Below are 13484 nucleotides of genomic sequence, written 5' to 3'. Positions count from 1 at the left end.
TGACGCCGGGGGCAAGAACGATTAGTCGTCGTGGTGATGCCGCTCGTGGCCATGACCATGATGGCCTTGATCGTCATCGTCATCGCGATCGCGATCGTGGCGGCGATAATCATCATGCGGGCGCCAGCGATCGTCGCGCCAGTCATAATGGCTCGCCCACCAGCCATGATCGCGCCAGCGATCGCCGTCCCAGTAGCGGCCATAATCATCCCGGTCGCCGATTTGCAGCTTCACCGCCGGGATCAGGGTAATTTCATCTGCATGAACCAACGCAGGAGCGACCAGCAGCAGAGAAAGCGCCAGCAAAACAGGTTTCAGCATCGTCATAAGTAACCTCTTCTATTCGCCCCCATTATGGGTCGATAACGAAATATTAACCCCGCAAAACTATCCTGTTTATTCTCCGCAATCCGAATTTATTCTCTTCCGCATTTATTGGTCGGTTATACACAATTTCTCCATTTTCGGGCGTAAAAAAACCGGGCGCGGAGCCCGGTTCAACGAACGGTAGAATAGCAATACTAGCCCATCATCAGCTTACGCAGCGCGGCGAAATCGGCCGGTAGATTATGCGACAGCAGCGGCAGGTCGGCGCGGTCGGCCAGTTCTTTCGGCAACGGCAGCGTCTCCTGCAGAATCTCTTCTACGCTCTCTTTGAATTTAGCCGGATGCGCGGTACCAAGGAACAACCCGTACTCGCCCGGCTGCAGCTGGTCGCGCAACGCGCGATAAGCAATTGCCGCATGCGGTTCAGAGGTGTAGCCGATGGACTTCAGTTCACGCATGGTTGCTTTGGTGGTTTCATCATCAACCGCGGCGTATCCCAGCTCATTAAGACGCCAGATTTTGCGGCGGAACAGCTCTTCCACGCGCGGCCAGTTGTTCGGTTGGCTGACGTCCATCGCGTTAGACAGGGTCGCCTGCGTCGCCTTCGGCGCCCAGTTGCCATCCTGCAGGAAGCGCGGCACGGTGTCATTGGCGTTGGTAGCGGCAATAAAACGCTTAATCGGCAGCCCCAGCGATTTCGCCAGCAGGCCGGCGGTAAGATCGCCGAAGTTGCCGCTTGGCACCGACACCACCAGCTGATTACGGGCTTCCTGCGGCAGCTGCGCGACCGCCTCGAAGTAGTAGCAGATCTGCGCCAACAAGCGGCTGATGTTAATAGAGTTGGCGGAGTTGAGACCGAGCGCGACCTTCAGCTCTTCATCATCAAACGCCTGCTTAACCAGCGCCTGACAGGCGTCGAAATCGCCGTCAATCGCCACGGTTTCGATGTTGCCGCCCAGGGTACAGAACAGCTTCTCCTGCAGCGGGCTGATCTTACCGCGCGGGTAGAGAATCACCACTTTGACGTTTGGCAGACCGTAGAAGGCGTGCGCCACGGCCGCGCCGGTGTCGCCGGAGGTAGCGGTCAGAATCGTCACCGGCTTATCGCCCGCAATATGCGTCAGCATCTGGGCCATAAAACGGCCGCCAAAGTCTTTAAACGCCAGCGTTGGGCCGTGGAACAGCTCCAGACAGCCGATATCATCCTGTACTTGAGTGACCGGCGCCGGGAAGGCGAACGCCGCGGCAACGCGGGATTGCAGTTCATTCTGCGGGATCTCGTCGCCAATAAAGGCCGACAGGATTTTCGCGCTGCGGGTCACGAAATCCTGTTCCAGCATTTCGTCGATTTCGGTCAGGTTGAATTCCGGCAGATCGTGCGGAAAGAACAGCCCCTGTTGTTTGCCAAGCCCTTGCGTCACGGCCTGCGCAAAGCTGACCTGTTCGTTATGATCTTTTAAGTTATACAGTTTCATCACTTATCCCACTACTCGAGCGCCCGCCGTGTCCAGCCGGCAAATATGAACGAAGCCTTCCTGATTTTGCAGATAATGCGCGGCCAGCCAGTCGGCGACGCGCTGCGCGGTGTCCGGTTTATCGCACAACGCGAACAGCGTCGGGCCGGAGCCGGAAATACCGCAAGCCTGCGCGCCGATTTCCATCGCCGCCTGACGCGCTTCGCTGAAGCCCGGCAGCAGTTTGGTACGGTACGGTTCGGCAATAACATCTTTCATTAACTTTGCCGCCAGCTGCGGCTGACGGCTATAGCAGGCGTGAATAAACCCTGCCAGATGGCGACCGTGGGCGATGCAATCCTGACGGCGATACTGCGCCGGAAGAATCGCGCGCGCTTCGGCGGTAGAGACCTTAATGCCCGGATAGGCCAGCACCCACAACCATTCATCAAAGCCCGGGATCTGCTGGCTGATGATGCCTTGCTCTTCAATCATCAGTTGCATACCGCCAAGATAGCATGGCGCCACGTTATCATAGTGAACGCTGCCGGAAATGCGCCCTTCCATCTCGCCCATCAGCGCCAGCATCCGATTTTCGTTCAGCGGCTTACCGCAGTGTTCGTTCATCGCCACCAGCGCGGCGACCACCGAACAGGCGCTGGAGCCAAGACCCGAGCCAATCGGCATATTTTTTTCCAGGGTCATCGCCACCGGAACCGTTTTACCGATCTCGCGGCAAAAGGCTTCCCAGCATTGATAGACGATATTTTCCTGCGGCGCCGAGGGTAATTTGCCGGCGAAGCGGCCTACGTTACGCAGGCTGAACTCTGCCGCCGCCTCTACCGAGACGTTATCCCCAAGCAACGTGCCGTCGACCGGCGTCACCGCGGCTCCCAGCACATCAAACCCGACGCTCATATTGGCACTGGAAGCCGGGGCGTATACTTTGACCATCTTAAACTCCTAACTTCCATGACAGGGTACGCAACAGGTCGGCGAACACGCCAGCCGCGGTGACGTCGTTACCCGCGCCATAGCCGCGCAGCACCAGCGGCAGCGGCTGATAATAGTGGCTGTAAAACGCCAGCGCGTTCTCGCCGTTTTTCACCTTATACAGCGGATCGTTACCGTCCACTTCAGCGATTTTCACCCGGCAGACGCCATCTTCTTCAATATTGCCGACGTAACGTAAGACTTTACCCTCGTCGCGCGCTTTAGCAACCCGTGAGGCGAATTGATCGTCAAGCGTCGGCAGGCGCGCCATAAAGCTTTCGACATCGCCGCTGGCGTCGAAGTCGGCAGGCAGCGCAGGCTCAACGATAATATCCGAGAGCTCCAGCTCGCGCCCGGTTTCGCGGGCAAGGATCAGCAGCTTGCGCGCCACATCCACGCCGGAAAGATCGTCGCGCGGATCCGGTTCGGTATAGCCCATCTCGCGCGCCAGTTTAGTGGCTTCGGAGAGGCTCATACCCTCATCCAGCTTACCAAAAATGAATGAAAGCGAACCAGACAGGATACCGGAGAAGTGCAGCAGTTCATCGCCGGCATTCAGCAGGTTCTGCAGGTTTTCAATGACCGGCAGACCCGCGCCAACGTTGGTGTCATAGAGAAACTTACGTCGTGAGCTGCTGGCGGCGTGGCGTAACTGGTGGTAGTAATCCAGCGAAGAGGTGTTGGCCTTTTTATTCGGCGTCACCACATGGAAACCTTCACGCAGGAAGTCAGCGTACTGATCGGCCACCGCCTGGCTGGAGGTACAATCGACGATAACCGGGTTCAGCAGGTGATACTCTTTCACCAGGCGGATTAAACGGCCCAGATTAAAGGGCTCTTTCGCTTCCGCGAGTTCGCTACGCCAGTTTTCCAGATTCAAGCCATGGACGTTGGTCAGCAGCGCCTGCGAATTGGCGACGCCGCATACGCGCAGATCGATATGCTTGCCCTTTAACCAGCTCTGCTGGCGTTTAATCTGCTCGATTAACGCGCCGCCCACGCCGCCGACGCCGATCACGAAGACTTCAATGACCTGGTCGGTGTTAAACAGCATTTGATGCGTGACGCGCACGCCAGTGGTCGCGTCATCATTGCTGACGACCACCGAGATTGAACGCTCGGAAGAACCCTGGGCAATCGCCACGATATTAATATTGGCGCGCGCCAGCGCGGCGAAAAATTTCGCCGAGATGCCGCGCAGCGTGCGCATCCCATCTCCCACGACGGAAATGATTGCCAGGCGCTCCATGATTGACAGCGGCTCCAGCAGTCCTTCTTTCAATTCGAGATAGAATTCCTCTTCCATCACCCGCTTCGCCCGCGCGCAATCACTTTGCGGCACGCAGAAGCTGATGCTGTATTCCGATGAAGATTGGGTAATCAACACCACAGAGATACCGGCGCGAGACATGGTGGCGAAAACGCGCGCCGCCATGCCGACCATGCCTTTCATTCCCGGACCGGAAACGTTGAACATCGCCATATTGTTGAGGTTCGAGATCCCTTTTACCGGCAGGCCGTCTTCATCAAGGCTGGCGCCGATGAGCGTCCCCGGCGCCTGCGGATTACCGGTATTTTTAATCAGGCATGGGATCTGGAACTGGGCGATAGGGGCGATAGTGCGCGGATGCAGCACCTTAGCGCCGAAATAGGAGAGTTCCATCGCTTCCTGATACGACATGGATTTCAGCAGCCGCGCATCCGGTACCTGACGCGGGTCGCAGGTATAGACGCCATCGACGTCGGTCCAGATTTCGCAGCAGTCGGCGCGCATACAGGCGGCCAGCACGGCAGCGGAGTAATCAGAGCCATTACGCCCCAGCACCACCAGTTCACCCTTTTCGTTGCCGGCGGTAAAGCCGGCCATCAGCACCATGTGGTCTGCCGGGATTTGGCTGGCGGCGATACGGCGAGTGGATTCAGCAATATCGACAGTGGATTCAAGGTAGTGGCCGACGGCCAGCAGTTTTTCGACCGGGTTAATGACGCTGACCTTGTGACCGCGCGCTTCCAGCAGCGCCGCCATGATAGCGATAGAGAGCTTTTCACCGCGGCAGATCAGCGAGGCGTTAACGCCGTCCGGGCACTGGCCCAACAGACTGATACCGTGCAGCACGTGTTTAATCTGCGCGAATTCCTGGTCTACGAAAGTTTTCAGTTGTGCGAGCGGAAAGCCAGGCTGAATGTCGGCCAGCCCCTGCAGCAGGTCGGCAAAGATACGTTCGGCGTCGGCGATATTGGTCAGAGCGTCCTGACCGCTGATGGTTTTTTCAATCATCGCGACCAGATGGTTGGTGATTTTCGCCGGGGCAGACAGCACGGTCGCAACCTGCCCCTGCCTGGCATTGCTCTCCAGGATATCGGCAACCCGCAGAAAACGTTCTGCATTTGCCACTGATGTACCGCCGAACTTCAACACTCGCATGGTTCTTACCCCTTGATCTCTTGTCAAAAAAAAAGCCCGCACTGTTCAGGTGCGGGCTTTTTTCTGTTGTTTCCTGTACGCGTCAGCCCGCACCGTTACCTGTGGTAATGGTGGTGGTGATAATGGTGGTAATCATGCCGATGCGATTCATGGATGTTGTGTACTCTGTATTTTTATCTGTCTTGTGTCCTGTCTATATTGGTTAAAGTATCTGCCTGCTTAAGTCAACGAATTTCTAAAATGGCGACTTTTTAGCCAACACCGTCATTACGCCACAACGCCCCGATAATTCCGCCGCATTGCCGGACGGTTGCCGTTGAAATTAGTATATTCAACTATAAAAAAAACTTATCGCAGGATTTTATTCAGGTAGATTTTTTTCAATATCATGCAGCAATCGATGCAACATGGCGGTGTCGCGCTGCTGTAAGAGGCCAATACGCTGCTGTAGCCAGTCGGCCAGTTTGATGTCGTCCTCCACCCCCAACTGTCCAAGTAGCGAAAGCGTCCGCTGGCGTAGCGCCTGCAATTGTTTTTCGTCGGTTTCAGGCGCCTGAACAGCACTCTGCTGCTGTAGTGAGCTCAGTTGATAGCAATACACCATCACCGATTGCCCAAGATTCAGGGAGGGATAATCGGCAACCATCGGCACGCCGGTAAGCACATCGGCCAGCGCCAGTTCATCGTTAGTTAATCCGGAATCCTCACGGCCAAAGACCAGCGCCGTATGCTTCATCCATTGTGCTTTTTCTTCCAGCAGCGGCAGTAACTCCTGCGGCGTGGCGTAGTAGTGAAAACGCGCGCGGTTACGGGCGGTGGTAGCGATGGTAAAGTCGACATCGTGCAAAGCCTGCTCAAGCGTCGGGTAGGTTTTTATATTATCTAAAATATCTCCCGAACCATGCGCCACCCAGCGCGCGGCGGGCTGCAGATGCGCCTCGCTATCGACAATCCGCAATTCGCTGAATCCCATGGTTTTCATCGCCCGCGCCGCTGCGCCGACGTTTTCCGCCCTCGCGGGGGCCACCAAAATAATCGATAAACGCATTGTGCTTCTCTTATCCTCTTACGCGGCGCTAATCTGCGGTCGCCCTCATTTTACGCGGCGAAAATTTACAAATTTGCAACAAAAATCACTAAAAATGGGCTTTATTACTCTTAAAAAAAACTAAACTGTTCACATTGGACACCAATACGGAGTATGTTAACAGAACGCATTTATCCATATGTTTGGCAATGATATTTCAGTTTTCATTCGTCCACAGACTTTGGATTCATTGCATTTATTAATTCATAGCTGCAACTAATTGAGCTGTGTAAGAAATGTGACGATAATTCGCAAATCGATGCAATGATTTCACAAGACTGTTAACGTGCTACAATTGAACTTGATATATGTCAACGAAGCGTAGTTTTATTGGGTGTTCGGCCTCTCTTAGCCTGTTATGTTGCTGTTAAAATGGTTAGGATGACAGCCGTTTTTGACACCGTCGGGTCCAGAGGGAAAGTACCCACGACCAAGCTAATGATGTTGTTGACGTTGATGGAAAGTGCATCAAGAACGCAATTACGTACTTTAGTCATGTTACGCCGGACATGTTAATTTGTGGCATGTACCAGGCAGGTCAGGGACTTTGGTACTTCCTGTTTCGATTTAGTTGGCAATTTAGGTAGCAAACATGCAGACCCCGCACATTCTTATCGTTGAAGACGAGTTGGTAACACGCAACACGTTAAAAAGTATTTTCGAAGCAGAAGGTTATGATGTATTCGAAGCGACCGATGGCGCGGAAATGCATCAGATCCTGTCTGAAAATGATATCAACCTGGTGATCATGGATATCAACCTGCCAGGTAAAAATGGTCTTCTGCTCGCGCGTGAACTGCGTGAACAGGCTGACGTCGCGCTGATGTTCCTTACCGGCCGCGACAACGAAGTTGATAAAATTCTTGGCCTCGAAATCGGCGCCGATGACTATATCACTAAACCGTTTAACCCGCGTGAACTGACTATCCGCGCGCGCAACCTGCTCTCCCGTACCATGAACCTCGGTACCGTGAGCGAAGAGCGTCGCAGCGTTGAGAGCTACAAGTTCAACGGTTGGGAACTGGATATCAACAGCCGTTCGCTGGTGAGCCCAAACGGCGAGCAGTACAAGCTGCCGCGCAGTGAATTCCGCGCGATGCTGCACTTCTGCGAAAATCCGGGCAAAATCCAGTCACGCGCAGAGCTGCTGAAGAAAATGACCGGTCGCGAGCTGAAGCCGCATGACCGTACCGTGGACGTGACCATTCGTCGCATTCGTAAGCATTTCGAATCCACGCCGGATACCCCGGAAATCATCGCTACAATTCACGGTGAAGGTTACCGTTTCTGTGGCGATCTGCAGGAATAATTTCGCTTTTCCTGCTGTCATAATGCAAAACGGCGCCTTCTGGCGCCGTTTTTTTATAGCTATTTTACTTCCAGATACGAAACGTATCGTCATCCTTGCTTTGCGGCTTTTCCGGCTTGCTCTGCGGTAGTGATAAGGCGTACCAGTCCACGCGGCGAGTCAGGAACATTAGCGCGCACAACGCCAGCAGTAACACCCCGGAGCCAAGCAGCAGCGCGCTATCTTCTGAGCGCAGTAACAGCCACATCACGCCGTCCAGCAGCAGTAACGCCATTACGAACAGCAGGCTATTACGCCACCCTTTCAATACCGCCTGTAAATAAACACCGTTAATCACCGCGCCAATCAAGCTGGCCACTGTCCAGGCTTGGGTAAAGCCAATATGCTCAGAGAGCGCCAGCAACACCAGGTAGAACATCACCAGTGATAACCCTATCAGCAGATACTGCATCGGATGCAGACGACGATGCGTCAGGCTTTCGAAGACGAAAAAGGCCATAAAAGTCAATGCGATTAGCAGGATGGCATATTTGGTCGCCCGGTCAGTCAGCTGATATTGATCGGCCTGCGACATCACCTCCACGCTAAAGGCGGGTAAACGCGACCACTCAATATCGGTGTCATCGGTGAAATAGTTGCCCATATTGTTGGCAAACCAACTGCTTTGCCAGTGGGCGATATAACCCGAAGCGCTCACTTCGCGTTTCGTAGGCAGGAAGTTGCCAAGGAAACCAGGATGCGGCCAGTTACTGGTTAACTGCAGCTCGCTGTTACGTCCCAGCGGTACAACGGAGAAGTCGCCGGTACCGTTAAGGCCGAGGGAAAATGCAATATTCAGCGGTTTATTGTCTGCGGTTAACGCGGGCATCGGCATATGAATGCCCATACCGCCGCCGTTCAACCCCACCCCTGGTTCAACGGTCAGCGTCGTACCATCAATTACCGGCGCGTTGATGACGCCTATGCCGCGGGCATCGCTCACGCTAAGCACTAAAAAAGGTTTCCCTAAAGCGGTATTCGCCTTTTTCAGTTCCTTAAGCCGCGCGGGATCGAACTGCGCCTGAATTTGCAGAGCGTTATGCCAGACCTGCCCACTGTATATGCCGACTTTTCTCGACTCCACATTTTGCACGCCGTTGACCGCCAGCGATTCCGGTAGCCAGTAGTAGATCCAACTACGCTGATATTCGACCTCTTTTTGATTCTCCATGCGGGTCAGCGTCTCGGTCACCGGGATGGCAACCAGCGGCCCGGTCAGCTTTTGTGAACCGCTGGTGCTGCGCTCTATCGCATCCACTACATCGCTGCGATAGTCCGCGCGCTCGGCGATAAGCACTCTGACCATCATCAGCGGCACGGACAACAGCAAAATACAGCCCAACAGCGTACTAATTTTCCAGAATAACGGTGATTTCATCATAGCCTTCTTCTCCCAATGGTGATGGGTTCACTGTAGGGTGGCTATGTGCAGTGTATTTGAAGCTATGTGAAGGGACGGTGAAGTTGTAGCGTCGCGACAACGCCGCCTTCAGGGCGATTACGCAGGCTGATATCGCCCTGATGCAGGCGCGCCACCTCACGAACAAACGCCAGTCCCAGACCGCTGCTCTTGTGGCCGTCTTCCCGCGGCAGCGAGTAAAAGCGTTCAAAGACGCGCGTCAGCGCAAAGTCAGGAATACCGCGACCGTTGTCCGTCACGCTTAGCAGCGCTTCTTCGTGGCACATCTCCACCGCCAGAGCGATTTCACCGCCATGAGGGGTAAAGTCAATCGCATTGTCGATAAGATTGCCCAGCGCCTGCGCCAGTAGTTCGCCATCGCCATTCACCGTTACTCCGCTCTTCTGCCAGCGCAGGGTGATGGCTTTCGCCGCCAGCGCAATGTCCCGGTCTTCCGCCAGACGTTGGAAAAGCGCATCAACCGAAACCAACTGCGGCGTTATCTCCAGCCGATTTTCCAGCCGCGCCTGCAGCAGCAACTTTTCCACCAACAGCTGCATGCGCGTATTCTGCGCAAGAATATTTGCGGTGAAACGCGCAGCGATCTCAGGCGGCGGCCCCTCGCGCAGGATCTCCGCCGCGCCGCGAATTGCCGCCAGCGGGCTTTTGAGTTCATGGGTGAGATCGTAGACATAGTTTTCGATCGCGTTTTTACCTTCTAGCTTCACGCGCATGCTCTCCAGTGCCTGCGCCAGCTTGCTTAACTCGCTACTGCCGACGTTCGGCAGAGGTAGCGGACGATCGGCAGTCACCGAATCGGCGTAACGTACCAGTTTGCCAATGGAGAAGTTAATCCACCAGACAATCCCGCCGCCAATCAGTAAAGCAATCCCCAGCAGCGCGCCACCGGCCCACAGGATCCGCCGTTCGCTGCGTTTAATCACCGGCGTCATCGCCAGATTAGGTTTACCGACGCTCACCACGCCGATGATACGGCCGTTATCCATCACCGGCGCGGCAATGTACATGACTGAGCTATTATCATCCTCGGGGTCGCTGCGCGAGCTACGGGCGCCGTACTGGCCTCGCAGGGTTAGCCAGACGTCATTCCAGCGTGAATAATCCTGGCCCACCGCCTGCCCGCTGGAATCGAACACCACTTTCCCCTGCGCATCCGTCAGATAGACGCGATACTCATTGCGCATTTTCCTGATGCCGCTGATGTTGGCGTTGATGGGCTGCTGATTAAGCGACTGAAAGGCCTGCGCCAGTCTCCCCTGCTGTGGATTTACCGAAAGCAGATCCTCACGGGCCAGAGCCGCCAGTAGCGTTGCGGTATCGTTAAGCGTGCCTTCCGTTGCCCGACGTACGCCCGGTTTGACTTCCTGTACGAAGATAGAGAGCACAAACCACGCGGCAATGGCGACAATCAAGAAATACCCCAGCAGCAGGCGCATCCCGATACGCATCAATAGCCTCCCAGGCTATAGCCCAGACCGCGATGCGTATTAATTGGGTTAATATCGGGGTTCACCGCCCGTAGCTTGGCGCGCAGGGTCTTGATATGAGTATCGACGGTGCGATCGATACTCTCGTAAGCATCGCTCCACACTCGCTCCATCAACTGCTGGCGGGAGAACACGCGGCCGGGGGCGTTGATTAGGGTTTTCAACAGCAGGAATTCGTAACGCGTCAGGTTCAGCGGTTGGCCACACCAGCTAATTGCCATCGCCAGCTCATCCAACACAAACTCGCCAACGCGCACCACCGGTGAAGGAGTAGAAAATTTCTGCAGCCGACGCAGCACGGTTCGCACCCGCGCGCAGACTTCGCGCGGCGAAAACGGTTTGGCGATGTAGTCGTCAGCGCCAATTTCCAGCCCCAGCAGCTTATCAACCTCTTCGCTGCGTGCGGTCAGAAACAGTAACGGCAATGCCGGATGGCGCGCCAGCAGTCGTCGGCATAGTTCAAAGCCGCTAATATCCGGCAAGCCGACGTCGAGGATCGCTAAATCCGGGCTCTGATGCAGCGCCGCATCAAGCGCGGGCAACCCGCGCTCGAAGACGGTCACGTCAAATCCTTCCTGTTGCAGCATGTAAACAAGGGTATCGGCGATACTCCGTTCATCCTCAACTAACCAAATCCGTGGCTGTTGCATTGTGACTCCCGTTTATTTACTCCACGGCATGATCGGCACGGCGCTGATGGCATTCTTCGGCGAGCCGTCGACCACTTTATCCGAATAGGTCAGATACACCAGCGCATTGCGTTTAGCGTCGTAGAAGCGAACGACCTGCAGTTTTTTGAACACCAGCGAGGTACGTTTCTGGAACACGACATCGCCCTGGCTTTTGCCGTTTTTGATTTTGTCCGTCAGCTCAATCGGCCCGACCTGCTGACAGGAGATGGCGGCGTCAGAGGTATCTTCCGCCAGCCCTAACCCGCCTTTAATGCCGCCGGTTTTTGCCCGGCTGATATAGCAGGTGACGTTTTGTACATCGGGGTCGTCGAAGGCTTCGACCACGATTTTATGATCCGGTCCCAGCCATTTAAATACCGTATCGACGGAACCGATTTGCTCGGCGTGCGCCAGTTGGCCTGCGGCCAGTAAGAACAAACCTGCCACTAACTTCTTGTATTTCATATTGTTACCATTTCTTAAAATTCCGCTGCGTGATAATCACAAACGCTATGGAAAAGGTTTAAAGATCACAGCTTTACAAAATTACCAACGATATCCACCAGATAATCGCATTTAAAAGCAAAAAAAACACTGAATGCTAAAACATCAAAAAATGCTATTATCCGCTACCTTAATATAGGTACCTGAGTTTAAAGGATGGGGACATTTTATGGATCAAGCTGGGATTATTCGCGATCTCCTGAGCTGGCTGGAAGGTCACCTGGATCAGCCCCTCTCGTTGGATAATGTGGCGGCGAAGGCAGGTTATTCCAAGTGGCATTTGCAACGTATGTTTAAAGACGTCACGGGTCAAGCTATCGGTGCCTATATTCGCGCACGCCGTCTTTCCAAATCCGCTGTTGCGCTACGGCTGACCGCACGCCCGATCCTCGACATCGCGCTGCAGTATCGCTTCGATTCCCAACAGACGTTCACCCGCGCCTTTAAAAAACAGTTTAATTTGACCCCAGCGCTCTATCGCCGTTCTCCGGACTGGAGCTCGTTTGGTATGCGTCCGCCGCTGCGCCTCGGTGAGTTTACGATGCCGAAGCATGAGTTTGTCACCCTGAGCACCACGCAACTGGTCGGCGTGACTCAAAGCTATACCTGTAAGCTGGAAGAGATTTCTGAATTCCGTAACCAGATGCGCGTTCAGTTCTGGCGCGAATTCCTCGGCAACGCGCCCAGCATTCCGCCGACGCTGTACGGCCTGCATGAACCGCGTCCAAGTCTGGAAAAAGATGACGAACAGGAGGTGTTCTACACCACCGCGCTGACGCCGGAGATGGCGAACGGGCACCTGCATAACTCTCATCCGGTGATTCTGGAAGGCGGCGAGTATGTGATGTTCACTTACGAAGGATTAGGCACCGGGCTACAGGAGTTTATCCTGACGGTGTATGGCACCTGTATGCCGATGCTGAACCTCACCCGCCGCAAAGGGCTCGATATCGAGCGCTTCTATCCGGAAGATGAAAGCCGGAACCAGGCTACGCCAATTCAGCTGCGCTGCGAGTACCTGATTCCGATTCGTCGTTAACGCTGCAGTTCATCCATCGCGGGGGCATCGAGATGCGAAACGTCCCCCGCGGTCTCCACGACCCACCCTGACGCCAGCCACGGGCTCTGCTGGTAATCAACGCGTGAAATCGAACAGTTGCGCAGGCGCAGACGGCGCTCGGCATAGGCAGGCAGCCCGAGGATCGTGCTCACCAGACAGCCCAGCGCCATCCCATGACTCACCAGCAGCGGTCGGCTTCCTGGCGGTAATTCCAGGCAGGATGATAGCGCCGCGCGCATACGCTCGCTCAGCTCCTGCATGGATTCGCCCTGCGGAATGCGGCCATCCGGCGTACCGTTGACCAGCTGGCGACGCCAGCCCTCTTCTTCTTCGCTAAGCGAGTCGATATGGCGCTTTTCAAGCACCCCCATATCCAGCTCGCGCAGGCGCGGATCGGTAACGACGCCGCAGCCGCAGGCTTCAGCGATAATTTCTGCGGTGCGGCGGGTACGGCCGAGGTCGCTGGCGATAATATGGGTAATCCCCAGCGTTCTGGCGCGCTCACCCACCTGCCATGCCTGGCGCTCGCCGTGAGCGGTCAGCGGACTATCGGACTGGCCTTGAATACGTCGCTCGGCGTTCCACTGCGTTTCACCGTGGCGAACAAGGTATACCTGTAACATGCTTATTTTCCGTTCTGAACCCTTCATCATTCGACGAGCTGCGCGATCGGCTGCCGCCAGAGTGATTTAGAGTATACTGCGATGA

The 13484-nt window shown here is 55.1% G+C and carries 14 protein-coding genes and 1 other annotated feature; of the genes, 2 read left to right on the top strand and 12 right to left on the bottom strand.

Annotation, left to right across the window (positions count from 1 at the left end; genetic code table 11):
- Positions 1-21 precede the first annotated feature (21 nt).
- From PGR29_RS19680 to yjjY, 7 genes are all read right to left on the bottom strand, one after another.
- Positions 22-327, bottom strand: coding sequence for a DUF2502 domain-containing protein (locus PGR29_RS19680; RefSeq protein ID WP_316425163.1), 306 nt, complete (start codon positions 325-327; stop codon positions 22-24).
- Positions 328-521: 194 nt separating this feature from the next.
- A complete protein-coding gene (gene thrC / locus PGR29_RS19675; protein ID WP_113374560.1) occupies positions 522-1802 on the bottom strand; it encodes a threonine synthase in 1281 nt (426 codons plus the stop codon).
- Between the two features lie 3 nt (positions 1803-1805).
- The gene (thrB, locus tag PGR29_RS19670) at positions 1806-2735 is read right to left on the bottom strand and encodes a homoserine kinase (RefSeq protein WP_020079659.1); all 930 of its coding nucleotides are present in this window, start codon (positions 2733-2735) and stop codon (positions 1806-1808) included.
- Position 2736: 1 nt separating this feature from the next.
- The gene (gene thrA / locus PGR29_RS19665) at positions 2737-5199 is read right to left on the bottom strand and encodes a bifunctional aspartate kinase/homoserine dehydrogenase I (RefSeq protein WP_087858203.1); all 2463 of its coding nucleotides are present in this window, start codon (positions 5197-5199) and stop codon (positions 2737-2739) included.
- A gap of 25 nt (positions 5200-5224) precedes the next feature.
- Positions 5225-5343 (bottom strand) — a sequence feature (Thr leader region).
- Positions 5282-5350 carry a thr operon leader peptide gene (thrL, locus tag PGR29_RS19660; protein WP_004222578.1) on the bottom strand — a complete coding sequence of 23 codons (69 nt, stop codon included), beginning with the start codon at positions 5348-5350 and terminating at the stop codon, positions 5282-5284. Its footprint overlaps the feature before it by 62 nt.
- A 210-nt stretch (positions 5351-5560) precedes the next feature.
- Positions 5561-6247: a tRNA/rRNA methyltransferase gene (locus tag PGR29_RS19655; RefSeq protein WP_316425162.1), complete on the bottom strand. Its 687-nt coding sequence runs from the start codon at positions 6245-6247 to the stop codon at positions 5561-5563.
- A gap of 395 nt (positions 6248-6642) precedes the next feature.
- Positions 6643-6783, bottom strand: coding sequence for a protein YjjY (yjjY, locus tag PGR29_RS19650; RefSeq protein ID WP_001541509.1), 141 nt, complete (start codon positions 6781-6783; stop codon positions 6643-6645).
- 95 nt (positions 6784-6878) lie between these two features.
- Here yjjY and arcA point away from each other — a divergent pair, with 95 nt between their 5' ends.
- A complete protein-coding gene (arcA, locus tag PGR29_RS19645; RefSeq protein WP_002887843.1) occupies positions 6879-7595 on the top strand; it encodes a two-component system response regulator ArcA in 717 nt (238 codons plus the stop codon).
- Between the two features lie 64 nt (positions 7596-7659).
- Here arcA and creD read toward each other — a convergent pair whose 3' ends face one another.
- The 4 genes from creD to creA all read right to left on the bottom strand — a co-directional run bounded on the left by creD (position 7660) and on the right by creA (position 11677).
- The gene (creD, locus tag PGR29_RS19640; protein ID WP_271031583.1) at positions 7660-9015 is read right to left on the bottom strand and encodes a cell envelope integrity protein CreD; all 1356 of its coding nucleotides are present in this window, start codon (positions 9013-9015) and stop codon (positions 7660-7662) included.
- Positions 9016-9077: 62 nt separating this feature from the next.
- The gene (gene creC / locus PGR29_RS19635; RefSeq protein ID WP_213795013.1) at positions 9078-10502 is read right to left on the bottom strand and encodes a two-component system sensor histidine kinase CreC; all 1425 of its coding nucleotides are present in this window, start codon (positions 10500-10502) and stop codon (positions 9078-9080) included.
- The gene (gene creB, locus PGR29_RS19630) at positions 10502-11191 is read right to left on the bottom strand and encodes a two-component system response regulator CreB (protein ID WP_316425161.1); all 690 of its coding nucleotides are present in this window, start codon (positions 11189-11191) and stop codon (positions 10502-10504) included. The genes creC and creB overlap by 1 nt, the downstream gene beginning before the upstream one ends.
- 12 nt (positions 11192-11203) lie before the next feature.
- Positions 11204-11677 carry a protein CreA gene (gene creA, locus PGR29_RS19625; RefSeq protein WP_045378970.1) on the bottom strand — a complete coding sequence of 158 codons (474 nt, stop codon included), beginning with the start codon at positions 11675-11677 and terminating at the stop codon, positions 11204-11206.
- Between the two features lie 208 nt (positions 11678-11885).
- On the opposite strand from creA, the gene robA reads away from it, so the two are divergent.
- Entirely contained in the window at positions 11886-12755 is an 870-nt protein-coding gene (robA, locus tag PGR29_RS19620; RefSeq protein WP_087858208.1) for an MDR efflux pump AcrAB transcriptional activator RobA, read from the top strand.
- On the opposite strand, the gene gpmB is transcribed toward robA, so the two are convergent.
- Positions 12752-13399, bottom strand: coding sequence for a 2,3-diphosphoglycerate-dependent phosphoglycerate mutase GpmB (gene gpmB / locus PGR29_RS19615; protein WP_015368369.1), 648 nt, complete (start codon positions 13397-13399; stop codon positions 12752-12754). The genes robA and gpmB overlap by 4 nt on opposite strands.
- Between the last annotated feature and the right edge of the window lie 85 nt (positions 13400-13484).

It is taken from the genome of Klebsiella sp. 141203 (genome assembly GCF_032601985.1).
Taxonomy (GTDB): Bacteria; Pseudomonadota; Gammaproteobacteria; order Enterobacterales; family Enterobacteriaceae; genus Klebsiella; species Klebsiella aerogenes.
This window is presented reverse-complemented; position numbering and strand designations above follow the sequence as displayed.

Coding starts and splice junctions, on each gene's coding strand:
- thrA (WP_087858203.1), bottom strand. CDS start 5,199: ATGCGAGTGTTGAAGTTCGGCGGTACATCAGTGGCAAATGCAGAACGT.
- creC (WP_213795013.1), bottom strand. CDS start 10,502: ATGCGTATCGGGATGCGCCTGCTGCTGGGGTATTTCTTGATTGTCGCC.
- thrB (WP_020079659.1), bottom strand. CDS start 2,735: ATGGTCAAAGTATACGCCCCGGCTTCCAGTGCCAATATGAGCGTCGGG.
- gpmB (WP_015368369.1), bottom strand. CDS start 13,399: ATGTTACAGGTATACCTTGTTCGCCACGGTGAAACGCAGTGGAACGCC.
- thrC (WP_113374560.1), bottom strand. CDS start 1,802: ATGAAACTGTATAACTTAAAAGATCATAACGAACAGGTCAGCTTTGCG.
- arcA (WP_002887843.1), top strand. CDS start 6,879: ATGCAGACCCCGCACATTCTTATCGTTGAAGACGAGTTGGTAACACGC.
- creD (WP_271031583.1), bottom strand. CDS start 9,015: ATGATGAAATCACCGTTATTCTGGAAAATTAGTACGCTGTTGGGCTGT.
- creA (WP_045378970.1), bottom strand. CDS start 11,677: ATGAAATACAAGAAGTTAGTGGCAGGTTTGTTCTTACTGGCCGCAGGC.
- robA (WP_087858208.1), top strand. CDS start 11,886: ATGGATCAAGCTGGGATTATTCGCGATCTCCTGAGCTGGCTGGAAGGT.
- PGR29_RS19680 (WP_316425163.1), bottom strand. CDS start 327: ATGACGATGCTGAAACCTGTTTTGCTGGCGCTTTCTCTGCTGCTGGTC.
- yjjY (WP_001541509.1), bottom strand. CDS start 6,783: ATGACTAAAGTACGTAATTGCGTTCTTGATGCACTTTCCATCAACGTC.
- creB (WP_316425161.1), bottom strand. CDS start 11,191: ATGCAACAGCCACGGATTTGGTTAGTTGAGGATGAACGGAGTATCGCC.
- PGR29_RS19655 (WP_316425162.1), bottom strand. CDS start 6,247: ATGCGTTTATCGATTATTTTGGTGGCCCCCGCGAGGGCGGAAAACGTC.